The sequence below is a fragment of the Bacillus sp. FSL K6-2944 genome, from assembly GCF_038005385.1.
Classification (GTDB): domain Bacteria; phylum Bacillota; class Bacilli; order Bacillales; family Bacillaceae_G; genus Bacillus_A; species Bacillus_A cereus.
Genome location: NZ_JBBOTE010000003.1, coordinates 472784 through 495000, shown reverse-complemented (window position 1 = coordinate 495000; position 22217 = coordinate 472784). Strand labels below are relative to the sequence as shown.

The window sequence follows — 22217 nt, the reverse complement described above, 5'->3', positions numbered from 1 at the left end:
TATCATCCATTATATCCACTACTTACGATATTAATCCTTTGTTCTCTTTTTTATATTTCCAGCATATATGTAACTGAAAAGGATTGGACAAAGGGGCGTAATATTATGTTTTTCTTTTTTATTACGAGTAAGAGAAATTTTAAACACATTAGCTTAATAGTAATACTGTCCTTATTTACAGCATGGCTACTCTTTTTAAAAACATATTCACATGAATCTGCTTTTTCAACTGCTACAGGCCCTAAAGTAATTTACAAAGGAGACACCGCTAAAAAGCAAGTTGCATTTACGTTTGATATTAGTTGGGGAGACAAAAAAGCAATTCCAATCCTAGATACTCTTAAAGAAAGAGAAATTAAGAATGCAACCTTCTTCCTTTCTGCTGCATGGGCCGAAAGACACCCTGATATTGTAGAGCGCATCATGAAAGATGGACACGAAATCGGTAGTATGGGGTACAATTACACATCCTATACTTCTCTAGAGACAAATGAAATAAGACGAGACCTTTTACGAGCACAAGATGTTTTTACGAAACTTGGTGTAAAACAAGTCAAGCTGTTACGTCCACCTAGTGGCGAATTTAACAAAGCAACCCTTAAAATCGCAGAATCACTTGGATACACCGTCGTGCATTGGAGTAATAATTCAAACGATTGGAAAAACCCAGGTGTAAATAACATCGTTTCTACTGTTTCTAATAATTTGAAAGGTGGAGATATCGTCTTATTACACGCATCCGATTCTGCCCTTCAAACAAATAGAGCTTTACCGTTGCTCCTGCAAAAAATAAAAAGTGATGGATATGAGCAAATATCCGTATCACAACTTATTTCCAACACAAGTACGAAAAGTGAAGATGTGAAGTAGCTTCTTCCCTACTACTCTTCACGCATAAAAAGCTCTACTACCTTTCAAGAAGGTGGTAGAGCTTTTTTAATCATACCATTTACAACATTATAACTGCTGTTGTATAAAACCTCTCTATTAAGCTGATTTACTTGTTTTTCCGATTAAACGATGTAATACAAGTAATTGATATGCATTACATAACAATAGCGGTATAACCATTAAATATAACCAATCTGTATCATTAATCCGAAGCGCCGGTACCCATTCAAGGATCGTTACAACAACCATAAAGAACAGAGCTGGCACAAATGCTTTTTTATTTGTTTCTTTACTTTTTACATAAGCAACAATTGCTCCAAACACAAATAACATTCCAGCAACAAGTATATTATTCCCTAACGAGACTTCCCCATTTGCAATAAGTACAGATCTTAAATACACAAAATCAAATAATACGAATGCAATAAAGAAGAGCTGGACTGCATTCCATAAAGAAGATGAGCGAAACATCCCTAGTCCAAAACGGTGGATTGTTAAATATGCAAAGAATCCCATTTGACTTATAACACTAAAAATAAATCCTACACCCATCAGCCAGAAAGATACTGCTAAAATCTCCTTACCGTCGAAATTTTGAAAAAATTTATTGTACTTGTCCCACTCCAAAACAAAACCAATAATAACTGTGCTAATCCCACCAAGAAACAACGTCGTTAAAAATAGTCGTACCCACTTGCGGCTATTCACAACACATCCCCCATTATCCTTATATTTCTAATTAAATTGTATCAATGACAATTTCAAAAAGCTAGCCATGTTCATGTATAAATTCCTTAAAGATATTTATATTAAAAAGAGAGAACTGTGCTGAAAGGAGTTCCAACTTATGAAACGGATGCTATTCATTTTCGTTTCTTCTTTTCTACTTATCGCACTTGCAGCATGCGCACAAGGAAAAGAAACGAAATCCGAACTAGATTACGATCAAACAAAGAAAATGATTGTTGATATTTTAAAAACAGATCAAGGTAAGAAAGCTATTCAAGATGTATTAACTGATGAAAAAATGAAACAAGCACTCATACTAGATGAAACAGTAGTAAAGAAAACGATTGAAGATGCCATGGTATCCGATAAAGGGCAACAATTCTGGGAAAAGCTCTTTAAAGATCCTGAGTTCTCATCAAAATTTGCTAAAAGTATGGGGAAAGAACAAACTCAATTAATGAAAACCTTATTAAAAGACCCTGAATACCAAGCAGGCGTTATAGAAATTATGAAAAATCCTGAAGTAGAAAAAATGATGTTACAAACAATGAAGAGTAAAGAATACCGTCAATATCTACAACAAGTACTAACAGAAACTGCTGAAAGTCCACTCTTCCAAGCCAAGATGATTGATATCATTAGTAAAGGTGTGCAAAAAGCTGAAAAAGGCGGATCTGGTAAGAAAGAAGCAGGCGGTGACGGTGGTTCTCAAGGCGAGAAGAAGGAAGAACAGTAAAAAATAATAACTATAATAACGAGTGGACAATTTATATATTGTTCACTCGTTATTACTTTATCTTGCTATTAACACACAAAATGGACCCCTCTAATTAAGCGAAAGGTTTACTAGCAACAAAAGCCTTATTGTTGTCAGTAACAGGTGAACCCCACTGATTAAAGTTTCACTTTATTTTTGTGTAACAGCTGTTTTATCAATTACTGTTTCAGCTATTTTACTATAAATAATGCCCGTTGTATGTGTATCTTCATATACTGAAGGAGCAAAGTCTTCTTTATTCCAATCGGGTTGTTGCAGTGGAATGCGACCAAGAACATTCGTTTGTAATTCGGTAGCTAACTTATCTCCCCCGCCTTTTCCAAATACATATTCTTTCTCACCAGTTACCTTACTTTCAAAATATGCCATATTCTCAACAACACCAAGAATACTATGTTCAGTGCGCAATGCCATCGCTCCAGCACGCGCTGCTACAAACGCAGCTGTTGGATGAGGCGTCGTTACAATAATCTCTTTGCAAGATGGCAACATTGAGTGCACATCTAACGCAACATCACCTGTGCCTGGTGGCAAATCTAGTACTAAATAATCTAAATCGCCCCATTCTACTTCTGTGAAGAAGTGGTTTAACATTTTCCCAAGCATAGGTCCTCTCCAAATAACTGGTGCATTATCCTCTACAAAGAAGCCCATTGAGATTACCTTTACACCTAAACGTTCCACCGGAATTATCTTGTCACCTCTTACGATAGGACGTTTTTCTATCCCCATCATGTCTGGCACACTAAAACCGTAAATGTCCGCATCAATAATACCAACTTTTTTTCCTAAACGAGCTAAAGCAACTGCAAGGTTAACGGAAACAGTTGATTTTCCCACGCCACCTTTTCCACTCGCTACTGCTAAGAATGTTGTTTTTGAATTAGGTGACAATAAAGATTCACTTTGCTCTTCTTCTTGTTCCGGTGCAAACTGAGCTAATTCCTCTTCTGTAAATTCTGCAAAACGAAGTCCAACTGTTGCTGCCCCAAGTTCTTTTACTAACTTTACAATTCCAGACTGCAACTGCATTTGTTCCGCTGTACCGGTTTTTACGATTGCAATTTTGACACTCACATGTTCCTTCTCTGGCTTGACTGTTACCTCTTTAATTGCACTTGTTTCTTTTAATGTTTTATGTAAAAACGGATCTACAATCCCTTCTAACGCTTCAACCACTTGCTCTTTCGTTACCATAATTAGCCCAGCCCCCTGTATGAAAAATAACGTAATGTTAATTGAATTTATCTCTGCTTATCCATGAAATAAATGCGTTTACATTTCCAGTATAACATATTTTCCGAAAACTTCGTTAACGAGAGAAGCTCAAAAAAATCCTCCTTATTCTGGAGGATTTCCTTTTTCCGTGAAATAACGTAATATACCACGGTATATTGCAGCTGCTACCTTTTGCTGATATTTCTCCGAATTTAACATATACCTTTCGTTCACATTCGATAAAAAGCCGGCTTCAATTAAAGCACCTGGTGTTTTAGAATACTTTAATAAATACACATGCGAAATTGTCTTAGCAGAACGATTCGTGTTCTCTAAACTTGTTCTCAATTCAGCCTGTATAAATTTTGCAGCACGTTCATTTTCAATCGAAGAGCGGTAATAGAACGTTTGTGCGCCTTTCGATCCACTACTAGTTAAAGCATTTAAATGAATACTTGCAAAAAAGTCTACATCAGGTTTATTGATGATTTCTACACGTTTTTTTAAATCCTCTGCTTTACGTCTACTATATGACTTTGTATCTTTGTTAGCTAAATCATAATCTCCCTCACGCGTTAAAATAACTAGTGCACCTTGTTCTTGTAAATAGTCTTGTACCTTTTTTGTAATTTCAAGCGTAATATCCTTTTCTATAATATCCTTTCCACCAACAGCCCCTCCATCTGGTCCACCATGCCCAGCATCTAATACAATTACTTTCCCTGATAAGGGTAAATTCCAAGCTCGCCACGATTTTGTAATTTGAAATTCTTGCTTGACTAAAAAAAACAATACAACCGCAGCGAGTGCAAAAGAGATAATTCGAATTCTCTTCATACCTTTCCTCCTCCAGCTAGTCCCTCTAATTACTTATATGGGACAAGAGGAAAGTTTATGCTTGTCTTAATGAAGCTTTAATCGATATCTTCTTTCACCTTTTTCATACCCTTCTTGCCACCACAATCCTATAAACTGCTGACAAGATTCAAAAAGTAATTCCTCATCTTTCAACTTTATTTCTCGCATAGTCATACTCGTTAAAAATTGAAATAGCGTTTCAGTTAATTGTTGTTCTTCTTCTAAAGCTCTATATTTCACATCAAAAAACGATTCACCATAATAACCAAATTTACTGTATCTCGCTCCTAATAAATAAGATTCTATCCCTAATTCAATACAGTAATCTTCATACTGACGATGAAGCTCTTGCATTTGAAAGGCATCACGAATATTTGAACGCAATGTTTTTAATGATAATTCCCGCAACATCTTCCGCTCGTATTTTAACTGCTTTTCTTTTTGTTTTTCTTGTAAGCTGATAATGACATTCATAGTACTTATAAACCTCCCTAATACGTATTAGTCTAAACTTCTAAAGAAGAAGCATACGCGCGGCGGTAGCACTAAAATATTCCAAGCTATAAAAATTGCAAAAGAGGAATGAAACATAAAAAACCCCAACCAAAATGGTTGGGGTTTGTAGTTCGCAAAAATTAACGTTTTGAGAACTGAGGTGCACGACGTGCGCCTTTAAGACCGTATTTTTTACGCTCTTTCATACGTGCGTCACGAGTTAATAGACCTGCACGTTTTAGTGTTAGACGGTATTCTGGATCAGCTTTTAATAAAGCGCGAGAAATACCGTGACGAATAGCACCAGCTTGACCAGTGTATCCACCACCATTTACGTTTACAAGTACATCGTAGTTACCTAAAGTTTCTGTTGCAACTAGAGGTTGTTTCACTACTTCACGTAATGCAGCAAATGGGATATAGTTTTCAAAATCACGACCGTTAATGATAACGCGTCCTTCGCCTGGAACTAGGCGTACGCGCGCTACTGAACTCTTACGACGTCCAGTGCCATAGTATTGAACCTGTGCCAAAGTAAGCCCTCCTTTAATTAATTATCCGCGAAGTTCGTAAACTTCTGGTTTTTGTGCTTGGTGTGGATGCTCTGCTCCAGCATACACGTTAAGTTTCTTAGAAACTTGACGGCCTAAGCGTCCTTTTGGAAGCATGCCTTTAATTGCAAGCTCTAACATTTGTACAGGGTAGTTTGTACGCATTTCAAGAGCTGTTCTTTGCTTAAGTCCACCTGGGTGGTTAGTGTGACGGTAGTAAATTTTATCGTTTAATTTATTACCTGTTAAATGAATTTTCTCAGCGTTAATAATAATTACATGATCACCCGTGTCAACGTGTGGTGTAAATGTAGGTTTGTTTTTACCACGTAAAATGGATGCTACTTCACTAGCAAGGCGACCTAAAGTTTGACCTTCAGCATCAACCACATACCATTTACGCTCAACTTCGTTAGCTTTTGCCATAAAAGTCGTACGCATGTGTTTCCCTCCTCGTTATCTTTTCCATAGAAAAAATCTATTGTTTATCTTAAACACGATTTCCTTCCGGGGCTAATCGTGGTTTTAGAAACAATACCATATGTTATGATATACTTTTGAGTTTCTAATGTCAAGCAAATGTTACACCAGGATTAGTTGTTATAGTTTACCTCCCACAAGTAAAGCCCATGACCTGGAGCCATCTTTCCAGCAAACTGACGATTTTGTTTCGCTAAAATCTCTGGAATGCTATCAGGATCAAGCTTTCCTTGCCCTACGCTAAGTAACGTACCAACAATAATTCTGACCATATTATATAAAAATCCATTACCTACAAAACGAAAAATTATTTCATCATCTTGTTCAATTAACTCGATTTCATAAATTGTTCGCACTTTATCTTTTTTGTCAGTTTTTGCCGAACAAAAAGAAGTAAAATCATGCGTTCCAATAAAATAAGGAATTGCTTTTCTTATATAGTTGATTTCGAGCGGGTATGGATATTGATATACGTAATTTCTACGGAATACATCCGCAGTCTTTGATAATAATACACGATAACGATATTCTTTTTTCTCAACACCGTAACGTGCATGAAATTCTTCTGTTTTTTTCTCTACTTGCCTAATAACAATATCATCTGGCAACATTGTGTTTAAAGCATTACTCCATTGCCATTCTTCAAGAGACAAAGGAGTATCAAAGTGTATTACTTGTCCTTTTGCATGAACTGTAGAATCTGTTCTACCAGATGCCTGAACACGAACAAGTTCTCCCTTATGCAATTTCTGCAATGCTTTTTCTATCTCCTGTTGAACAGTACGATGGTTCGGCTGAATTTGATAACCACAAAAATGCATGCCATCATATGCAACCGTACATTTTATTCTATCCATTTCTCTATTCTCCATTACGATCGCACCCATGCCAAAATACAAGCTAAACAAAATAAGCTGACAATCGTTACTGTATCGCTTGTTTTCCAGCGTAGTTGCCTAAATTTAGTACGTCCTTCACCACTTTGATATCCACGAGCTTCCATCGCAATGGCTAAGTCCTCTGCACGCTTAAAAGCACTGATAAACAGAGGAACGAGCAGTGAAATAATAGCTTTCATTCTATCTTTTATCGGTCCCCCGGCAAAATCAATACCACGTGACGCTTGTGCTTTCATTATTTTACTCGTTTCATCCATTAATGTCGGGATAAAACGAAGAGAAATTGACATCATTAATGCGATTTCATGAACAGGAACCTTTATACGCTTCAACGGCTTTAATAACGTCTCCAAACCATCTGTAATTTCAATAGGTGTCGTCGTTAACGTTAATAATGTCGTCATTAAAATAATAACGAAGAATCGTACAGAAATGTATATCCCTTGCTCTAATCCTTTTTCATATATCGAAAACCAACCAAGCTGGAATAGTACATCCCCCTCTTTATTTGTAAAAATATGCAGGAAAAATGTAAAAAGAAAAATCCATAAAATTGGTTTTAAGCCCGAAAGTACATAACGAATCGGCACTTTTGCAAAAAATAAAGCAATGAGTGCATATAAAAATAAAAATCCATATGAAATCGCATTATTTGCTAAGAAAACAACAAATACATATAAAAAGACAATCAGCAGCTTCGTACGTGGATCAAGTTGATGAATAAGTGAATTCCCCGGGATATATCTCCCAATAATCAACTGCTGCATGATTCATGACCACCTTTTCGTAACACCTGCACAACTTCATGAGTAAGATCCTCTAAAGATAAGGTAGCCTTTGGAATTGAAATACCAAACTTCTCTTCAATTGCACGTTTATACTTTAATGACATAGGAAGATCCACACCAATTTTCTCTAGTTCATCAGCATGTGAAAATACTTCCTCTGCACTTCCTTGCAAAAAGACCGTTCCTTTATGCATAACTACAATCTGCTCCGCATACTGAGCAGCATCCTCCATATTATGCGTTACAAGGATGACTGTAAGACCCTTCTCCTTGTGCAGCTTATAAAACATCTCCATAAGTTCGTTCTGCCCTTTTGGATCTAGTCCTGCTGTAGGTTCATCTAATACAAGCACTTCAGGTTCCATTGCCAGTACACCCGCTATAGCAACACGTCTCATTTGTCCACCACTTAATTCGAACGGAGAACGTGTTAACAGTTCTGGTTCTAGCCCTACAAGTTCAATTGCCTTTCTAGCCTTTTGCCTTGCTTCGTCTACAGATACTCCAAAATTAGTAGGGCCGAAACAAATATCTTTCTCCACAGTCTCTTCAAACAACTGATGTTCTGGAAATTGAAAGACAACCCCTACTTTTTTACGTAGTGGCTTTAGCTTTTTTTCTTTCTTTCCTGCCGAAATCAAATGTTCACCAATTTGAACTGTACCATTTGTCGGCTGCAATAAACCATTTAAATGTTGAATCATCGTCGACTTTCCTGAACCAGTATGACCGATAATGGCATAATAGCCCCCACTTGGAAACGACACGTCTACATCATAAAGTGCGCGTCTTTCAAATGGAGTTTTATATTGATAACGATGTTCTACTTTTTGGAATGTAATCTCCAAAGTTCGTTCACCAAGCTTTCCATTGTAAGATGCGTATTTTGCAAGAGAATTTCATTTCTTTTTAATAATTCTGCTATTTTCACCGAAAACGGTACATCTAAGCCAATTTCTTGGAGCATATGAGAGGATTTGAAAATTTTTTCTGGAGTCCCTTCCTCTAATATTTCTCCCTTATTTAAAATAATGACACGATCTGACTGTGCCGCTTCTTCTAAATCGTGCGTAATTGATAACACGGTAATACCTTTTTGAGTAACAAGTTGTCTAACCGTTTCTACTACTTCACGTCTCCCTTGAGGGTCTAACATTGACGTTGCTTCATCTAATATTAAAATAGATGGTTGAAGTGCTAAAACGCCTGCTATTGCCACTCGCTGCTTTTGCCCACCAGATAAGGAATGAGGCTCATCATTAAGAAAATCTTCCATACGGACAAGTTGCAAGGCCTGTTCTAATCTTTCAATCATTTGTTCTCTTGGCATTCCGATATTCTCCAAGCCAAATACAACATCATCTTGCACTGTCGTTCCAACAAATTGATTATCTGGATTTTGAAATACCATTCCAATTTGTTTTCGAACATCCCATACCGTTTCCTCTGATAAAACCATTGTATCATTTACTGTAATAGTCCCTGCTTCTGGCAAAAACAAACCATTCAATAATTTTGCAAGTGTAGACTTTCCTGAACCGTTTTGTCCAATAATAGATACCCATTCTCCCTCATATAAGGAAAATGAAACATCTTTTAATGCATAAGTGGCTGCCCCAGGATATTGAAATGATATATTTTCTATCCGAAGTTTCTCTTTTTTCAATAGAAGGCACCCTTTCCTTCGCCAAGTTAGCCTATTTTTATATTTAAAAAAAAGGGCCATGACCAGTTTCTTGAAAAGAACTGTCCTGCCCTTTTAATTATCATTATACTAACTCGATAATTACCATTGGTGCTGCGTCTCCGCGACGTGGACCAATTTTTGCAATACGAGTGTATCCGCCTTGGCGCTCAGCATAGCGTGGAGCTACATCAGCGAATAGTTTTTGAAGTGCATCTTGACCAGTCTCAGCGTTAGCTACTTCATTGCGAATGAAAGCTGCTGCTTGACGACGAGCATGAAGATCTCCGCGTTTACCTAAAGTGATCATTTTTTCCACTACAGAACGAAGTTCTTTTGCACGAGTTTCTGTCGTTTGGATGCGCTCGTTGATAATTAAATCAGTAGCTAAATCACGTAACATAGCTTTACGTTGCGCACTTGTACGGCCTAATTTTCTGTATGCCATTCGTAGTTCCCTCCTTTGTTGATGGGTTTAAATCCTCAGTCGTCTTTACGTAAACCTAAACCTAATTCCTCAAGTTTATGTTTAACTTCTTCTAAGGATTTACGTCCTAAGTTACGAACTTTCATCATATCTTCTTCTGTTTTGTTCGCAAGCTCTTGTACAGTATTAATTCCTGCACGTTTTAGGCAATTATAAGAACGAACAGAAAGGTCTAGTTCTTCGATAGTCATCTCAAGAACTTTCTCTTTTTGATCTTCTTCCTTCTCGACCATAATCTCAGCATTTTGTGCTTCATCAGTTAAACCAACAAAGATATTTAAATGCTCAGTTAAGATTTTGGCACCTAAAGAGATAGCTTCTTTTGGCCCGATGCTTCCATCCGTCCATACATCAAGCGTAAGCTTATCATAATTAGCCACTTGTCCGACACGTGTCTTTTCCACTTGGTAAGTCACACGTGATACTGGAGTATAAATAGAATCAATAGGAATTACTCCTATTGGTTGATCTTCGCTTTTATTTGCATCAGCTGGCGTATACCCACGGCCACGCTTTGCAGTTAAACGCACGCGGAAATGCGCATCTTTTGCTAACGTTGCAATGTGTAAATCTGGATTTAAGATTTCTACATCACTATCGTGAGTAATATCAGCAGCTGTGACAATACCTTCGCCCTGTACATCAATTTCCAACGTCTTCTCTTCTTCAGAGTAGATTTTAAGAGCTAACTTTTTCAAGTTTAAGATGATCGTCGTAACGTCTTCTACTACGCCCTCAACTGTTGAAAATTCATGTAATACGCCATCGATTTGGATAGCAGTAACAGCGGCACCAGGGAGTGAGGATAAAAGAATACGACGTAAGGAGTTACCCAAAGTAGTACCATATCCACGCTCAAGCGGTTCAATTACGAATTTACCATATTTAGCATCTTCGTTAAGTTCAACCGTTTCGATTTTCGGCTTTTCGATTTCAATCATTAACTAAACCCTCCTTCAAAACGTCGAAACCCCGGTTAAACAAAGGTATAACCCCTGTCTAACCGAAAGTCCCCCTTAGGCAGTTCCCGATTGTGCACAACAAGCGATGTTTCTGTACGAAATTTCTCGATAATGCATCATATCCATTATAGACAAAAGGGAAAATTCTATACAGAAAAATTACACACGACGACGTTTTGGTGGACGACATCCATTATGAGGAACTGGAGTAACATCTCTAATTGCTGTTACTTCTAGACCTGCAGCTTGAAGAGCACGAATTGCAGCTTCACGACCAGCACCAGGACCTTTAACAGTAACCTCTAAAGTTTTTAAACCGTGTTCCATTGCAGCTTTAGCAGCAGTTTCAGCAGCCATTTGCGCAGCGAATGGAGTAGATTTACGAGATCCACGGAAACCAAGTGCACCAGCACTAGACCAAGAAAGTGCGTTACCGTGAGTATCTGTAAGTGTTACGATTGTGTTGTTGAAAGTAGAACGAATATGAGCTATACCAGCTTCAATATTCTTTTTCACACGTTTTTTACGAGTGTTTGTTTTACGTGCCATTGTTAGTTCAACCTCCTTTACTTATTATTTCTTTTTATTTGCTACTGTACGACGTGGACCTTTACGTGTACGAGCATTGTTTTTAGAGTTTTGACCACGAACTGGTAAACCACGACGGTGACGAAGACCACGGTAAGAACCGATCTCCATTAGACGTTTGATGTTAAGAGATACTTCACGACGAAGGTCTCCCTCAACTTTAATACGATCGATGATATCACGGATACGTCCTAATTCGTCTTCCGTTAAATCACGAACTCGTGTTTCTTCAGAAATACCTGCTTCAGCAAGAATTTTTTCAGCAGTTGTGCGACCAATGCCGAATACGTAAGTTAAAGAAATAACAACGCGTTTGTCTCGAGGAATATCTACACCTGCGATACGTGCCATTACGAATGCACCTCCTTCTGATTAACCTTGTTTTTGTTTATGTTTAGGGTTTTCACAAATAACCATTACTTTTCCACGTCTACGAATAACTTTACATTTTTCGCAGATTGGTTTAACTGACGGTCTTACTTTCATGTCTCGAACCTCCTTAAAGATTACGGAGTGCTATATTATTTAAAACGGTACGTAATACGACCACGATTTAAATCGTACGGAGATAATTCTACCGTAACTTTGTCTCCTGGTAAAATACGAATGAAGTTCATACGGATTTTACCAGAAACGTGAGCCAATACGACATGCCCATTCTCTAATTCTACTTTGAACATAGCATTTGGCAACGTTTCAAGAACGGTACCTTCGACTTCAATTACATCATCTTTAGCCATTCAATAGTTCTCCCTTCTTCAAATCAGTAACATTTTACACTGCTCTGAAATCCCGGAGAGCCAGCTACTTATAAAGTGGTAAGGATTTCGTATCCTGCTTCTGTAAGAGCAATCGTGTGCTCAAAATGGGCACACCATTTACCATCTACCGTTACCACTGTCCAGTCATCAGATAGTGTTTTTACATATCGTCTTCCTTGATTCACCATCGGCTCAACACAGATGACCATTCCCGGCTTTAATCTAGGGCCTCTATTTGGTGGACCATAGTGCGGGATTTGAGGGTCCTCATGTAAGTCTTGCCCGATTCCGTGACCAACATACTCCCTAACGATCGAGAATCCATTCTCTTCAGCATGGGTTTGAACCGCATGTGAGATATTTGATAATCTCTCGCCTGGTTTTACTTGTTCTAGACCAAGATACAACGATTTTTCTGTGACATCAAGTAGCTTTTGAACAGATTCAGAAATGTTTCCAACTGGATACGTCCATGCAGAATCTCCATGGTACCCATTGTATTTCGCACCAATATCGATACTGATGATATCGCCCTCTTTGAGCTTGCGCTTCCCTGGAATTCCGTGTACAAGCTCTTCATTTACAGAAGCACATATGCTCCCCGGAAATCCGTTGTATCCTTTAAAAGATGGCGTAGCACCATATTTTTGAATCGTCTTTTCCGCTATTTGATCGAGCTCTTTCGTTGTAATTCCTGGAGTAATGTGCTGTTTCAACTCTTGATGAGTCAAAGCAACGATCCTGCCAGCTTCTCGCATGATTTCTATCTCGCGAGGAGTTTTGCAGATTATCATTACGCTAAGCCTCCGATGAGAACATCGATATCAGCAAATACTTTATTGATATCTTGCTCACCATTAATGCTTTGTAAGTAACCAAGCTCTTCGTAGAAATCAAGCAAAGGTTTTGTTTGCTTAATATTTACATCTAAACGATTTGCTACAGTTTCTTCATTGTCATCAGAGCGTTGATATAATTCGCCACCACATTTATCGCACACATCAGCTTTTGCTGGTGGATTGAATTCTAAGTGGTAAGTCGCACCGCACTCTTTACAAATGCGACGGCCTGTAAGGCGTTTTAATAACAACCCTGAATCCACATTAATGTTTAAAACATAGTCGATTTTTTTGCCAAGATCTTTCATAATTTCTTCAAGAGCTGATGCTTGTGCAACAGTTCGTGGGAAACCGTCTAGTAAGAAACCTCTTACGCAGTCGTCTTGACTTAAACGTTCACGAACGATTCCGATTGTAACTTCATCTGGAACAAGTGCACCTTTATCAATAAAAGATTTTGCTTGTAGACCCATTTCAGTTTCAGCCTTCATAGCTGCACGGAACATGTCTCCTGTTGAAATGTGAGGGATGTTATACTTGGCAACAATCTGTTCGGCTTGTGTACCTTTACCAGCACCAGGAAGCCCCATTAAAATTAAGTTCATCCTTGTTCCCCCTCAGAGTACATGAGCATGTAGGGAAGACAATTCTTCCCACTTACTCACTGCTTGATAAACCCTTTGTAATGGCGTTTTACCAGTTGGCTTTCTAGCTGCTTCATTGTTTCTAAAGCAACGCCGACAACGATTAACATACTCGTTCCACCGATCTGTGCAGATGGAGGAAGATTTCCCAATTTCGTAAAGATAACTGGTAAGATTGCAATCGCTGCTAGGAAAATTGATCCTACAAAGGTCAAACGATACAAGATTTTTGTTAGATATTGTTCCGTATTCTTACCCGGACGAATACCTGGAACATATCCACCTTGCTTGTTTAGATTCTCTGACATTTGCTCTGGATTAACCTGAACAAATGCATAGAAATATGTGAAGGCTACAATGAGCGCAACATATATGATCATTCCCACTGGGTGAGAATAGTTAAAGTTTGCAATAATCCACTGCGATACATCATGTTTCGGGAAGAACTGTGCAATAGTCGGAGGCGTAATTAAGAATGAAACAGCAAAAATTACTGGAATAACACCAGCACTATTTACCTTAAGCGGTAAATGTGTGTTTTGTGCTCCAGCATAACCACCATTTCCTCCTGTTACACGCTTCGCATATTGAATTGGGATCTTTCTAACAGCCTGTTGAATGAAAATAACACCCACAATAACTGCTAGCACAGCTAGTAAAATCAATGCAACTTTAACGATACTCATGAACAATTGATCTCCGATATTTTGAAACTGTTGCTGATACACTTGAGATATAACACTTGGGATCGCTGCGGCAATACCGCCAAAGATAAGGATGGAAATACCATTACCTACACCTTTAGCTGTAATCTGTTCACCTAACCACATTAAAAATGCAGTACCAGCAGTCAGTACCGTAGCAATGTATAAATAAGTGCTCCAACCTGGATTCAAAATTAATTGTCCACCTACCATACCGTTAAAACCGATTGACATACCAAACCCCTGAATAAACGCAAGAACAATTGTAAAGTAACGCGTGAATTGCGTTAATTTACGACGGCCCATTTCACCTTGCTTCGACCATTCCGAAAATTTAGGAACAACATCCATCTGCAATAATTGCACGATGATGGATGCTGTAATATACGGCATGATTCCCATCGCAAAGATGGAGAAGTTTTTCAAGGCTCCACCGCCAAATGTATTTAGAATACCTAAAGCATTTAATTGATCTTGTGCCTTCAGTACGTCTCCATTTGTAAATGGCACGGGGATAAACGTGCCAATCCTGAATACGATTAACATCGCTAAAGTGAATAATATTTTACGTCTTATCTCAGCAACGCGCATAAAGTTGGAGATTGTACGAAACATTAGATCACCTCAACTGATCCGCCAGCTGCTTCAATTGCTTCTTTAGCACTTGAAGAGAACTTGTGCGCTTTAACAGTTAGTTTTTTCTCTACTGCTCCGCTTGCAAGAACTTTAACACCGTCGTTTAACTTGCTGATAACGCCAGTTTCCAGCAATAATTCAGGTGTTACTTCTGTACCATCTTCAAAACGATTTAACGTTGATAAGTTTACAATAGCAAACTCTTTACGGTTAATGTTTGTGAAGCCGCGTTTTGGTAAACGACGGAATAATGGAGTTTGACCACCTTCGAAGCCAAGACGAACACCGCCGCCAGAACGTGCGTTTTGTCCTTTATGACCTTTACCAGCAGTTTTACCGTTACCAGAACCGATACCACGACCGACACGGTTACGTACTTTACGAGAACCTTCTGCAGGTTTTAATTCATGAAGTTTCATTCCCAGGCACCTCCTTATATTAATGAGTTATCCTTAAGCTTCTTTTACAGTTACAAGGTGAGAAACTTTGTTGATCATACCAAGAATAGCAGGAGTTTCTTCCTTAACTACAGTTGAATTCAACTTTTTAAGACCTAAAGCTTCTACCGTCGCACGTTGATCTTGTGGACGACCAATTACACTACGAGTGAGGGTAATTTCTAACTTTTTCGCCATTTGTTTTCCCTCCTTAACCTAGTAGCTCTTCTACAGATTTACCGCGTAATTTTGCAACATCTTCAGCGCGCTTAAGTTCGCTTAATCCGTTCACAGTAGCGCGAATCATGTTGATTGGTGTGTTAGAACCAAGAGATTTCGAAAGAATATCTTGTACACCAGCTAATTCAAGGACCGCACGAACAGGTCCACCAGCAATAACACCAGTACCCTCAGCAGCAGGTTTTAAGAATACTTCACCAGCGCCAAAATGACCGTTGATTGTGTGTGGAATTGTTGTACCAACTAATGGTACAGCGATTAAGTTTTTCTTAGCGTCTTCGATAGCTTTACGGATTGCGTCTGGTACCTCTTGTGCTTTACCAGTACCGAATCCAACATGACCGTTTTTATCGCCAACTACAACTAGTGCAGCAAAGCGGAAACGACGACCACCCTTAACAACTTTCGCGACACGATTTATCGTAACTACACGTTCTTCAAGTTCTAATTTACTTGGGTCAATGCGATGCATCAATTTTCCCTCCTTTGACCATTAAAATTGTAATCCAGCCTCACGAGCAGCTTCAGCTAGAGCTTTAACACGGCCATGGTATAAGTAACCACCGCGATCAAATACTACTTCTTTAACGCCTTTCTCTACAGCACGCTTAGCAACTGATTCTCCAACTTTCGTAGCAGCTTCAATATTGCTAGTACCGTTAAGAGCAAGGTCTTTATCAAGAGTAGATGCACTTACTAACGTTACACCATTCACATCATCAATAACTTGAGCGTAAATATGTTGGTTAGAACGGAACACGTTTAAACGTGGACGCTCTGCAGTACCAGTAAGTTTAGCACGTACACGTGCATGTCTTTTCTTACGAGTCGCATTTTTATCAGCTTTAGTGATCATTCTTGTCACTCCTTTCTCTCACCTAACGGGTTTACTTAGCAGTTTTACCTTCTTTACGACGAACAACTTCGCCTTCGTAACGAATACCTTTACCTTTGTAAGGCTCAGGAGCACGTACAGCACGGATGTTAGCAGCGAATTCGCCAACACGTTGCTTGTCGATACCTTTAATTACGATCTTAGTTGGTGCAGGTACTTCAACTTCAAGACCTGCTTCCGGAGTCATTTCTACTGGATGAGAATAACCTACGCTTAATACAAGTTTATCACCTTGTTTTTGAGCACGGTAACCAACACCGACTAATTCAAGTCCGCGTGCGAAACCTTCAGTTACACCTTCAACCATGTTTCCGATTAAAGCACGAGTTGTACCGTGTAATGCACGGTGTTCCTTCTGTTCAGATGGACGCTCAACTGTTAATGTATTCTCTTCAATTTTGATAAGCATATCAGCATTGAAAGTACGAGTTAATTCACCTTTAGGGCCTTTTACTGTTACAGTATTGTCTTCTGCAACTGTAATAGTAACACCTGCAGGGATTTCAAGAATCTTTTTACCAATACGAGACATGTGGTCACACCTCCGTTCGTTTTAAATATATATTACCAAACGTATGCTACTACTTCTCCACCAGTTTGTAATTGACGAGCGTCTTTGTCTGTCATTACTCCCTTAGATGTAGAAACAAGAGCGATACCTAATCCGTTAAGTACACGTGGTACTTCGTCAGCTTTAGCGTAAACGCGTAAGCCAGGTTTACTGATACGTTTTAATCCAGTGATTACACGTTCATTGTTTGCACCATATTTCAGGAAAATACGAAGGATACCTTGTTTGTTATCCTCGATGTATTCTACATCACGAATGAAACCTTCACGTTTTAAAAGTTCAGCGATCTCTTTTTTGATTTTAGAAGCAGGAACCTCTAATTTCTCATGACGTACCATGTTCGCATTACGGATGCGAGTAAGCATGTCTGCAATTGGATCTGTCATCACCATGTGTTTTACCTCCTTCCCATTTGTGGGTTTTACCAACTAGCTTTTTTAACACCAGGAATTTGACCTTTATATGCAAGTTCACGGAAACAAATACGGCAAAGTTTAAATTTGCGGTATACAGAATGCGGACGACCGCAGCGTTCGCAACGTGTATACTCTTGTACTTTAAACTTAGGAGTACGCTTTTGTTTCGCTATCATAGATTTTTTAGCCACGTTTTCGCCTCCTCTACTTAGCGTTGGCTTCCATTATTTTTGGAATGGCATACCGAATTGTGTTAAAAGTTCACGAGCTTCTTCATCAGTTTTCGCTGTAGTAACGATTACGATGTCCATACCGCGGACTTTGCTTACTTTATCATAATCAATCTCAGGGAAAATAAGTTGCTCTTTAACACCTAATGTATAGTTTCCACGACCATCGAATGATTTCTTAGAAACACCACGGAAATCACGTACACGTGGTAAAGAAACTGATACTAATTTGTCGAAGAACTCATACATTTGCTCGCCGCGTAAAGTTACTTTCGCACCGATTGGCATACCTTCACGAAGACGGAAACCAGCGATTGATTTTTTAGCACGAGTTACAACAGGTTTTTGACCTGTGATTTGTGTTAATTCTTCTACTGCGTTGTCTAACGCTTTTGAGTTAGATACCGCGTCACCAACACCAGTGTTGATTACGATCTTTTCGATTTTTGGTACCTGCATTACAGATTTATAGTTAAACTTGCTCACTAGAGCAGGAGTAATTTCCTTTTGGAACTTCTCTTTAAGGCGATTCAATGAAGTGACCTCCTTTCTTAAGAAAATTATTTATCTAATAATTCACCAGATTTTTTTGCAATACGAACTTTTTTACCATCTTCTACTTTGAAGCCTACGCGAGTAGGTTCACCTGTTTTCGGATCTAAAATCATAACGTTAGAAACGTGAATAGGTGCTTCTTTAGTAATAATTCCACCTTGTGGATTTAATTGAGATGGCTTAGAGTGCTTCTTAACGATATTGACACCCTCAACGATAACACGGTTTTGCTTTGGGAAAGCCACAAGGATAACGCCTTGTTTTCCTTTGTCTTTACCAGTGATTACCTGTACTTTATCACCTTTTTTTACATGCATCTTAATTCTGCACCTCCTTAGCAAGGCAATACCTTAAATTATAGAACTTCTGGAGCTAAAGAAACGATCTTCATGAAGTTGCTATCACGTAATTCACGAGCTACTGGTCCGAAGATACGAGTACCACGTGGGCTCTTATCGTCTTTAATGATAACCGCTGCGTTTTCATCAAATTTGATGTAAGAACCGTCCGGACGACGAGCTCCGCTCTTCGTACGTACTACTACTGCTTTAACAACGTCACCTTTTTTAACAACGCCACCTGGTGTTGCTTGTTTTACCGTAGCAACGATAATGTCACCAATGTTAGCATATTTACGACCAGAGCCGCCTAATACTTTAATTGTTAAAAGTTCACGTGCACCAGAGTTGTCAGCAACTTTCAAACGAGATTCTTGTTGGATCATGTTATGAAACCTCCCTTCGGACTAAAAATTCCGATTCGTCTATTTAGATAATAACCGCTTCTTCAACGATTTCAACTAAACGGAAACGCTTAGTAGCAGAAAGCGGGCGAGTTTCCATGATTTTAACGATATCGCCAAGTTTCGCTTGGTTTTGCTCATCATGGGCTTTGTACTTCTTAGAATACTTAACACGTTTTCCGTACAAGGAATGAGTTTTGTAAGTTTCAACTAAAACTGTAATCGTTTTGTCCATTTTGTCAGACACTACACGACCAGTATAAACTTTGCGTTGGTTACGTTCGCTCACTATGCAAACCTCCCCTCAATTTATCGATTAATTCCGATCTCTCTTTCACGAACTACAGTTTTCATACGAGCAATTGCTTTACGCACTTCACGAATGCGAGTTGGATTCTCTAATTGTCCTGTAGCAAGTTGGAAGCGAAGATTAAACAACTCTTCCTTTAAAGCTTTAACTTTTGTTTCGATTTCGGCAGTGGTTAATTCACGAATATCATTAGTTTTCATTAGATTCACCACCATTTTCTTCACGTTTTACGAATTTACATTTCACAGGTAACTTGTGAGCTGCAAGACGTAATGCTTCGCGTGCTACCTCTTCAGATACACCCGCGATTTCGAACATAATTTTCCCAGGTTTTACTACTGCTACCCAGCCTTCTGGTGCCCCTTTACCGGAACCCATACGTACTTCTAGAGGTTTTGCAGTGTAAGGTTTAGAAGGGAAAATTTTAATCCATACTTTACCGCCACGTTTCATGTAACGAGTCATTGCACGACGAGCAGCTTCGATTTGACGGTTTGTAATCCATGAAGCAGCTTGTGCTTGTAAACCGAATTCACCGAAAGCAATTTCAGTTCCACCTTTAGCACGACCACGCATTTTACCACGATGCTCTCTACGATATTTTACGCGTTTTGGCATTAACATATTATTTTCCTCCTTCCTCAGAAGCTTTCTTTTTTGTAGGAAGGACTTCTCCACGGTAGATCCATACTTTTACGCCTAATTTACCGTATGTTGTATCAGCTTCAACTGCTGCATAGTCAATATCAGCGCGAAGTGTATGAAGTGGAACAGTTCCTTCACTGTAAGATTCTGCACGAGCGATATCAGCTCCGCCAAGACGACCAGAAACCTGTGTTTTAATACCTTTAGCACCTGCACGCATAGCACGTTGAATAACTTGCTTTTGTGCACGACGGAATGATACACGGTTTTCTAATTGACGAGCGATGTTTTCGCCTACTAATTTAGCGTTAAGATCAGCTCTCTTAACTTCTAAAATGTTGATGTGTACACGCTTGCCTGTTAATTGGTTAAGAGCTTTACGAAGTGCTTCAACTTCAGTACCACCTTTACCAATTACCATACCAGGTTTTGCAGTGTGAATTGTAACATTTACACGATTTGCTGCACGTTCGATTTCTACTTTAGCAACAGCAGAATCTTTTAAGCGTACATTAATGTACTCACGGATTTTGATGTCTTCATGTAATAATGTAGCGTAATCTTTCTCAGCGAACCAACGAGATTCCCAGTCACGGATAACGCCGACACGAAGACCAATTGGATTAACCTTTTGACCCATCGATTATCCCTCCTTCTTTTCTGATACCACAACTGTGATGTGGCTTGTGCGTTTGTTAATTTGGCTTGCACGACCCATTGCACGTGGACGGAAACGTTTTAACGTTGGACCTTCGTCAACGAAAACTTTTTCTACAACTAGGTTGTTAATGTCCATCTCATAATTGTGCTCTGCATTTGCGATTGCAGATTTTAAAACTTTTTCTACAACTGGAGAAGCAGTTTTTGGTGTGTGGTTAAGGATAGCAATCGCTTCACCCACTTGCTTACCTCGGATTAAGTCTACTACTAAACGAACTTTACGAGGAGCAATACGAACTGTTCTCGCTACTGCTTTAGCTTGCATTGAAGTGCCTCCTCTCATTATCTTCTAGTTTTCTTATCGTCAGCAAGGTGACCTTTGTACGTACGAGTTGGTGCGAATTCACCTAACTTATGGCCAACCATATCCTCAGTGATGTACACAGGTACGTGTTTACGACCATCATATACAGCGATTGTGTGTCCGATGAACTGAGGGAAGATTGTTGAACGGCGAGACCAAGTTTTAACAACTTGTTTTTGCTCAGATGCAACTAATTTTTCCATTTTGCTCATTAAGTGATCATCGACAAATGGTCCTTTTTTTAAGCTACGAGCCATTTTGGTGCCTCCCTTCGTGATTGGCGTACGGTTCTAGAAATGAACCGTACTACAATCCCATTATTTTTTACGACGACGAACGATAAATTTGTCAGACGCTTTGTTTTTTTTACGAGTCTTGAATCCAAGAGTTGGTTTACCCCATGGAGACATTGGAGACTTACGTCCGATTGGAGAACGTCCTTCACCACCACCGTGTGGGTGATCAACAGGGTTCATTACAGAACCACGAACTGTTGGGCGTTTACCTAACCAGCGAGAGCGACCTGCTTTACCGATTTTGATAAGTTCGTGTTGTTCGTTACCTACTTGACCGATTGAAGCGCGACAAGCAGATAATACAAGACGTACTTCACCAGAAGTTAAACGTACAAGTACGTATTTACCTTCTTTACCAAGTACTTGAGCAGATGTACCAGCAGAACGAACTAATTGTCCGCCACGACCAGGCTTAAGCTCGATGTTATGAACAACAGTACCTACTGGAATGTTGATTAATGGTAATGCGTTACCGATTTTAATGTCAGCTTCTGGGCCAGACATAACTTCCATACCTACTTCTAAAGATTTAGGAGCAAGAATGTAACGTTTTTCACCGTCAACGTAGTTAATTAATGCGATATTCGCAGAGCGGTTTGGATCGTATTCGATCGTAGCAACGCGTCCTGGAATTCCATCTTTGTTACGCTTAAAGTCGATGATACGGTATTGACGCTTATGTCCGCCACCTTGATGACGTACAGTGATTTTACCTTGGTTATTACGACCAGCCTTCTTGCTTAAAGGAGCAAGTAATGACTTTTCGGGTCTATCAGTCGTGATTTCAGCGAAATCATTCGTAGTCATATTACGACGACCGTTAGTAGTTGGATTATACTTTTTGATTCCCATCTCAATTTCCCT

General features: G+C 39.1%; 38 protein-coding genes. 2 read left to right on the top strand and 36 right to left on the bottom strand.

All coding sequences use genetic code 11. The features are described from left to right. Nucleotides 1-105 precede the first annotated feature (105 nt). Nucleotides 106-870, top strand: a complete 765-nt coding sequence (gene pdaB / locus MHH55_RS29075) for a polysaccharide deacetylase family sporulation protein PdaB (RefSeq protein ID WP_000464705.1) — start codon at nucleotides 106-108, stop codon at nucleotides 868-870. A gap of 117 nt (nucleotides 871-987) precedes the next feature. On the opposite strand, the gene kbaA is transcribed toward pdaB, so the two are convergent. Then, on the bottom strand, nucleotides 988-1599 hold the full coding sequence (kbaA, locus tag MHH55_RS29070) for a KinB signaling pathway activation protein KbaA (RefSeq protein ID WP_001088527.1): 612 nt from the start codon (nucleotides 1597-1599) through the stop codon (nucleotides 988-990). Between the two features lie 139 nt (nucleotides 1600-1738). On the opposite strand from kbaA, the gene gerD reads away from it, so the two are divergent. Then, the gene (gene gerD, locus MHH55_RS29065) at nucleotides 1739-2356 is read left to right on the top strand and encodes a spore germination lipoprotein GerD (RefSeq protein ID WP_000827295.1); all 618 of its coding nucleotides are present in this window, start codon (nucleotides 1739-1741) and stop codon (nucleotides 2354-2356) included. A gap of 171 nt (nucleotides 2357-2527) precedes the next feature. On the opposite strand, the gene MHH55_RS29060 is transcribed toward gerD, so the two are convergent. From MHH55_RS29060 to rplB, 35 genes are all read right to left on the bottom strand, one after another. Then, the gene (locus tag MHH55_RS29060) at nucleotides 2528-3595 is read right to left on the bottom strand and encodes an Mrp/NBP35 family ATP-binding protein (RefSeq protein WP_000256628.1); all 1068 of its coding nucleotides are present in this window, start codon (nucleotides 3593-3595) and stop codon (nucleotides 2528-2530) included. 144 nt (nucleotides 3596-3739) lie between these two features. Then, a complete protein-coding gene (cwlD, locus tag MHH55_RS29055) occupies nucleotides 3740-4453 on the bottom strand; it encodes an N-acetylmuramoyl-L-alanine amidase CwlD (protein ID WP_000822439.1) in 714 nt (237 codons plus the stop codon). A 66-nt stretch (nucleotides 4454-4519) separates the two neighbouring features. Next, complete coding sequence (locus MHH55_RS29050) at nucleotides 4520-4948, bottom strand: DUF2521 family protein (protein ID WP_078186566.1); 429 nt, start codon at nucleotides 4946-4948, stop codon at nucleotides 4520-4522. 161 nt (nucleotides 4949-5109) lie between these two features. Continuing rightward, nucleotides 5110-5502 carry a 30S ribosomal protein S9 gene (gene rpsI / locus MHH55_RS29045; RefSeq protein ID WP_000079986.1) on the bottom strand — a complete coding sequence of 131 codons (393 nt, stop codon included), beginning with the start codon at nucleotides 5500-5502 and terminating at the stop codon, nucleotides 5110-5112. Between the two features lie 21 nt (nucleotides 5503-5523). Next, nucleotides 5524-5961, bottom strand: a complete 438-nt coding sequence (gene rplM, locus MHH55_RS29040) for a 50S ribosomal protein L13 (RefSeq protein ID WP_001260793.1) — start codon at nucleotides 5959-5961, stop codon at nucleotides 5524-5526. Between the two features lie 152 nt (nucleotides 5962-6113). After that, nucleotides 6114-6857 carry a tRNA pseudouridine(38-40) synthase TruA gene (gene truA, locus MHH55_RS29035; protein ID WP_025687200.1) on the bottom strand — a complete coding sequence of 248 codons (744 nt, stop codon included), beginning with the start codon at nucleotides 6855-6857 and terminating at the stop codon, nucleotides 6114-6116. Between the two features lie 14 nt (nucleotides 6858-6871). Continuing rightward, complete coding sequence (locus MHH55_RS29030) at nucleotides 6872-7666, bottom strand: energy-coupling factor transporter transmembrane component T family protein (protein WP_001186526.1); 795 nt, start codon at nucleotides 7664-7666, stop codon at nucleotides 6872-6874. Beyond that, nucleotides 7654-8535 (bottom strand): energy-coupling factor ABC transporter ATP-binding protein, encoded by an 882-nt coding sequence (locus MHH55_RS29025; protein ID WP_000406535.1) that lies wholly within the window; start codon nucleotides 8533-8535, stop codon nucleotides 7654-7656. The genes MHH55_RS29030 and MHH55_RS29025 overlap by 13 nt, the downstream gene beginning before the upstream one ends. Further along, nucleotides 8511-9353 carry an energy-coupling factor ABC transporter ATP-binding protein gene (locus MHH55_RS29020; RefSeq protein WP_000711757.1) on the bottom strand — a complete coding sequence of 281 codons (843 nt, stop codon included), beginning with the start codon at nucleotides 9351-9353 and terminating at the stop codon, nucleotides 8511-8513. The genes MHH55_RS29025 and MHH55_RS29020 overlap by 25 nt, the downstream gene beginning before the upstream one ends. Before the next feature lie 103 nt (nucleotides 9354-9456). Then, complete coding sequence (gene rplQ / locus MHH55_RS29015) at nucleotides 9457-9819, bottom strand: 50S ribosomal protein L17 (RefSeq protein ID WP_000331490.1); 363 nt, start codon at nucleotides 9817-9819, stop codon at nucleotides 9457-9459. 35 nt (nucleotides 9820-9854) lie between these two features. Then, complete coding sequence (locus MHH55_RS29010; RefSeq protein ID WP_000569643.1) at nucleotides 9855-10799, bottom strand: DNA-directed RNA polymerase subunit alpha; 945 nt, start codon at nucleotides 10797-10799, stop codon at nucleotides 9855-9857. Between the two features lie 180 nt (nucleotides 10800-10979). Next, on the bottom strand, nucleotides 10980-11369 hold the full coding sequence (gene rpsK / locus MHH55_RS29005; RefSeq protein ID WP_000101798.1) for a 30S ribosomal protein S11: 390 nt from the start codon (nucleotides 11367-11369) through the stop codon (nucleotides 10980-10982). Nucleotides 11370-11393: 24 nt separating this feature from the next. Further along, nucleotides 11394-11759 (bottom strand): 30S ribosomal protein S13, encoded by a 366-nt coding sequence (gene rpsM / locus MHH55_RS29000; protein ID WP_000090788.1) that lies wholly within the window; start codon nucleotides 11757-11759, stop codon nucleotides 11394-11396. Between the two features lie 21 nt (nucleotides 11760-11780). Continuing rightward, entirely contained in the window at nucleotides 11781-11894 is a 114-nt protein-coding gene (gene rpmJ, locus MHH55_RS28995; RefSeq protein ID WP_000868344.1) for a 50S ribosomal protein L36, read from the bottom strand. A 35-nt stretch (nucleotides 11895-11929) separates the two neighbouring features. After that, nucleotides 11930-12148, bottom strand: a complete 219-nt coding sequence (gene infA / locus MHH55_RS28990; protein WP_001029884.1) for a translation initiation factor IF-1 — start codon at nucleotides 12146-12148, stop codon at nucleotides 11930-11932. 68 nt (nucleotides 12149-12216) lie between these two features. Next, nucleotides 12217-12963, bottom strand: coding sequence for a type I methionyl aminopeptidase (gene map, locus MHH55_RS28985; protein WP_000582539.1), 747 nt, complete (start codon nucleotides 12961-12963; stop codon nucleotides 12217-12219). Continuing rightward, nucleotides 12963-13613: an adenylate kinase gene (locus MHH55_RS28980; RefSeq protein WP_001048989.1), complete on the bottom strand. Its 651-nt coding sequence runs from the start codon at nucleotides 13611-13613 to the stop codon at nucleotides 12963-12965. The genes map and MHH55_RS28980 overlap by 1 nt, the downstream gene beginning before the upstream one ends. Before the next feature lie 56 nt (nucleotides 13614-13669). After that, complete coding sequence (gene secY, locus MHH55_RS28975) at nucleotides 13670-14971, bottom strand: preprotein translocase subunit SecY (protein ID WP_000490117.1); 1302 nt, start codon at nucleotides 14969-14971, stop codon at nucleotides 13670-13672. Further along, entirely contained in the window at nucleotides 14971-15411 is a 441-nt protein-coding gene (gene rplO, locus MHH55_RS28970) for a 50S ribosomal protein L15 (RefSeq protein ID WP_000766081.1), read from the bottom strand. The genes secY and rplO overlap by 1 nt, the downstream gene beginning before the upstream one ends. Before the next feature lie 33 nt (nucleotides 15412-15444). Beyond that, on the bottom strand, nucleotides 15445-15627 hold the full coding sequence (rpmD, locus tag MHH55_RS28965; RefSeq protein ID WP_001085234.1) for a 50S ribosomal protein L30: 183 nt from the start codon (nucleotides 15625-15627) through the stop codon (nucleotides 15445-15447). A 13-nt stretch (nucleotides 15628-15640) separates the two neighbouring features. Beyond that, complete coding sequence (rpsE, locus tag MHH55_RS28960) at nucleotides 15641-16141, bottom strand: 30S ribosomal protein S5 (RefSeq protein ID WP_000554646.1); 501 nt, start codon at nucleotides 16139-16141, stop codon at nucleotides 15641-15643. 21 nt (nucleotides 16142-16162) lie between these two features. Then, nucleotides 16163-16525, bottom strand: a complete 363-nt coding sequence (gene rplR, locus MHH55_RS28955; RefSeq protein WP_000628816.1) for a 50S ribosomal protein L18 — start codon at nucleotides 16523-16525, stop codon at nucleotides 16163-16165. 31 nt (nucleotides 16526-16556) lie between these two features. Next, complete coding sequence (rplF, locus tag MHH55_RS28950) at nucleotides 16557-17096, bottom strand: 50S ribosomal protein L6 (RefSeq protein ID WP_000086558.1); 540 nt, start codon at nucleotides 17094-17096, stop codon at nucleotides 16557-16559. 32 nt (nucleotides 17097-17128) lie between these two features. Continuing rightward, complete coding sequence (gene rpsH, locus MHH55_RS28945) at nucleotides 17129-17527, bottom strand: 30S ribosomal protein S8 (RefSeq protein ID WP_000245511.1); 399 nt, start codon at nucleotides 17525-17527, stop codon at nucleotides 17129-17131. A 29-nt stretch (nucleotides 17528-17556) separates the two neighbouring features. Beyond that, on the bottom strand, nucleotides 17557-17742 hold the full coding sequence (gene rpsN / locus MHH55_RS28940; RefSeq protein ID WP_001085700.1) for a 30S ribosomal protein S14: 186 nt from the start codon (nucleotides 17740-17742) through the stop codon (nucleotides 17557-17559). A gap of 33 nt (nucleotides 17743-17775) precedes the next feature. Next, entirely contained in the window at nucleotides 17776-18315 is a 540-nt protein-coding gene (rplE, locus tag MHH55_RS28935) for a 50S ribosomal protein L5 (protein WP_001080831.1), read from the bottom strand. Nucleotides 18316-18341: 26 nt separating this feature from the next. Next, nucleotides 18342-18653 carry a 50S ribosomal protein L24 gene (rplX, locus tag MHH55_RS28930; protein WP_000558200.1) on the bottom strand — a complete coding sequence of 104 codons (312 nt, stop codon included), beginning with the start codon at nucleotides 18651-18653 and terminating at the stop codon, nucleotides 18342-18344. Nucleotides 18654-18691: 38 nt separating this feature from the next. Continuing rightward, nucleotides 18692-19060, bottom strand: coding sequence for a 50S ribosomal protein L14 (gene rplN / locus MHH55_RS28925; RefSeq protein ID WP_000615912.1), 369 nt, complete (start codon nucleotides 19058-19060; stop codon nucleotides 18692-18694). A gap of 43 nt (nucleotides 19061-19103) precedes the next feature. Continuing rightward, nucleotides 19104-19367, bottom strand: coding sequence for a 30S ribosomal protein S17 (rpsQ, locus tag MHH55_RS28920; protein ID WP_000004106.1), 264 nt, complete (start codon nucleotides 19365-19367; stop codon nucleotides 19104-19106). 20 nt (nucleotides 19368-19387) lie between these two features. Then, nucleotides 19388-19588 carry a 50S ribosomal protein L29 gene (rpmC, locus tag MHH55_RS28915; RefSeq protein ID WP_000855718.1) on the bottom strand — a complete coding sequence of 67 codons (201 nt, stop codon included), beginning with the start codon at nucleotides 19586-19588 and terminating at the stop codon, nucleotides 19388-19390. Beyond that, a complete protein-coding gene (gene rplP / locus MHH55_RS28910; RefSeq protein ID WP_000928969.1) occupies nucleotides 19578-20012 on the bottom strand; it encodes a 50S ribosomal protein L16 in 435 nt (144 codons plus the stop codon). Before rplP ends, rpmC begins: the two co-directional genes overlap by 11 nt. Before the next feature lies 1 nt (nucleotide 20013). Further along, nucleotides 20014-20673 (bottom strand): 30S ribosomal protein S3, encoded by a 660-nt coding sequence (gene rpsC / locus MHH55_RS28905; RefSeq protein WP_000529956.1) that lies wholly within the window; start codon nucleotides 20671-20673, stop codon nucleotides 20014-20016. 3 nt (nucleotides 20674-20676) lie between these two features. Next, entirely contained in the window at nucleotides 20677-21018 is a 342-nt protein-coding gene (gene rplV / locus MHH55_RS28900) for a 50S ribosomal protein L22 (RefSeq protein ID WP_001148024.1), read from the bottom strand. A 17-nt stretch (nucleotides 21019-21035) separates the two neighbouring features. Further along, a complete protein-coding gene (rpsS, locus tag MHH55_RS28895; RefSeq protein ID WP_000124454.1) occupies nucleotides 21036-21314 on the bottom strand; it encodes a 30S ribosomal protein S19 in 279 nt (92 codons plus the stop codon). Nucleotides 21315-21374: 60 nt separating this feature from the next. Further along, on the bottom strand, nucleotides 21375-22205 hold the full coding sequence (gene rplB / locus MHH55_RS28890) for a 50S ribosomal protein L2 (RefSeq protein ID WP_000511583.1): 831 nt from the start codon (nucleotides 22203-22205) through the stop codon (nucleotides 21375-21377). Between the last annotated feature and the right edge of the window lie 12 nt (nucleotides 22206-22217).

Excerpts from the sequence above, each read along its gene's own strand:
- rplP (WP_000928969.1), bottom strand. The coding sequence starts at position 20,012 with ATGTTAATGCCAAAACGCGTAAAATATCGTAGAGAGCATCGTGGTAAA.
- rplR (WP_000628816.1), bottom strand. The coding sequence starts at position 16,525 with ATGATCACTAAAGCTGATAAAAATGCGACTCGTAAGAAAAGACATGCA.
- MHH55_RS29030 (WP_001186526.1), bottom strand. The coding sequence starts at position 7,666 with ATGCAGCAGTTGATTATTGGGAGATATATCCCGGGGAATTCACTTATT.
- truA (WP_025687200.1), bottom strand. The coding sequence starts at position 6,857 with ATGGATAGAATAAAATGTACGGTTGCATATGATGGCATGCATTTTTGT.
- rpsC (WP_000529956.1), bottom strand. The coding sequence starts at position 20,673 with ATGGGTCAAAAGGTTAATCCAATTGGTCTTCGTGTCGGCGTTATCCGT.
- pdaB (WP_000464705.1), top strand. The coding sequence starts at position 106 with ATGTTTTTCTTTTTTATTACGAGTAAGAGAAATTTTAAACACATTAGC.
- cwlD (WP_000822439.1), bottom strand. The coding sequence starts at position 4,453 with ATGAAGAGAATTCGAATTATCTCTTTTGCACTCGCTGCGGTTGTATTG.
- gerD (WP_000827295.1), top strand. The coding sequence starts at position 1,739 with ATGAAACGGATGCTATTCATTTTCGTTTCTTCTTTTCTACTTATCGCA.
- rplQ (WP_000331490.1), bottom strand. The coding sequence starts at position 9,819 with ATGGCATACAGAAAATTAGGCCGTACAAGTGCGCAACGTAAAGCTATG.
- rplX (WP_000558200.1), bottom strand. The coding sequence starts at position 18,653 with ATGCATGTAAAAAAAGGTGATAAAGTACAGGTAATCACTGGTAAAGAC.
- rplB (WP_000511583.1), bottom strand. The coding sequence starts at position 22,205 with ATGGGAATCAAAAAGTATAATCCAACTACTAACGGTCGTCGTAATATG.
- rplF (WP_000086558.1), bottom strand. The coding sequence starts at position 17,096 with ATGTCTCGTATTGGTAAAAAGATTCTTGAAATCCCTGCAGGTGTTACT.
- rpmC (WP_000855718.1), bottom strand. The coding sequence starts at position 19,588 with ATGAAAACTAATGATATTCGTGAATTAACCACTGCCGAAATCGAAACA.
- rpmD (WP_001085234.1), bottom strand. The coding sequence starts at position 15,627 with ATGGCGAAAAAGTTAGAAATTACCCTCACTCGTAGTGTAATTGGTCGT.
- MHH55_RS29050 (WP_078186566.1), bottom strand. The coding sequence starts at position 4,948 with ATGAATGTCATTATCAGCTTACAAGAAAAACAAAAAGAAAAGCAGTTA.
- rplM (WP_001260793.1), bottom strand. The coding sequence starts at position 5,961 with ATGCGTACGACTTTTATGGCAAAAGCTAACGAAGTTGAGCGTAAATGG.
- infA (WP_001029884.1), bottom strand. The coding sequence starts at position 12,148 with ATGGCTAAAGATGATGTAATTGAAGTCGAAGGTACCGTTCTTGAAACG.
- MHH55_RS28980 (WP_001048989.1), bottom strand. The coding sequence starts at position 13,613 with ATGAACTTAATTTTAATGGGGCTTCCTGGTGCTGGTAAAGGTACACAA.
- rpsK (WP_000101798.1), bottom strand. The coding sequence starts at position 11,369 with ATGGCACGTAAAACAAACACTCGTAAAAAACGTGTGAAAAAGAATATT.
- rpsH (WP_000245511.1), bottom strand. The coding sequence starts at position 17,527 with ATGGTGATGACAGATCCAATTGCAGACATGCTTACTCGCATCCGTAAT.
- rpsS (WP_000124454.1), bottom strand. The coding sequence starts at position 21,314 with ATGGCTCGTAGCTTAAAAAAAGGACCATTTGTCGATGATCACTTAATG.
- MHH55_RS29060 (WP_000256628.1), bottom strand. The coding sequence starts at position 3,595 with ATGGTAACGAAAGAGCAAGTGGTTGAAGCGTTAGAAGGGATTGTAGAT.
- MHH55_RS29010 (WP_000569643.1), bottom strand. The coding sequence starts at position 10,799 with ATGATTGAAATCGAAAAGCCGAAAATCGAAACGGTTGAACTTAACGAA.
- map (WP_000582539.1), bottom strand. The coding sequence starts at position 12,963 with ATGATAATCTGCAAAACTCCTCGCGAGATAGAAATCATGCGAGAAGCT.
- rplV (WP_001148024.1), bottom strand. The coding sequence starts at position 21,018 with ATGCAAGCTAAAGCAGTAGCGAGAACAGTTCGTATTGCTCCTCGTAAA.
- rpsM (WP_000090788.1), bottom strand. The coding sequence starts at position 11,759 with ATGGCACGTATCGCAGGTGTAGATATTCCTCGAGACAAACGCGTTGTT.
- secY (WP_000490117.1), bottom strand. The coding sequence starts at position 14,971 with ATGTTTCGTACAATCTCCAACTTTATGCGCGTTGCTGAGATAAGACGT.
- rpmJ (WP_000868344.1), bottom strand. The coding sequence starts at position 11,894 with ATGAAAGTAAGACCGTCAGTTAAACCAATCTGCGAAAAATGTAAAGTT.
- rplN (WP_000615912.1), bottom strand. The coding sequence starts at position 19,060 with ATGATCCAACAAGAATCTCGTTTGAAAGTTGCTGACAACTCTGGTGCA.
- rplO (WP_000766081.1), bottom strand. The coding sequence starts at position 15,411 with ATGAAACTTCATGAATTAAAACCTGCAGAAGGTTCTCGTAAAGTACGT.
- rpsE (WP_000554646.1), bottom strand. The coding sequence starts at position 16,141 with ATGCATCGCATTGACCCAAGTAAATTAGAACTTGAAGAACGTGTAGTT.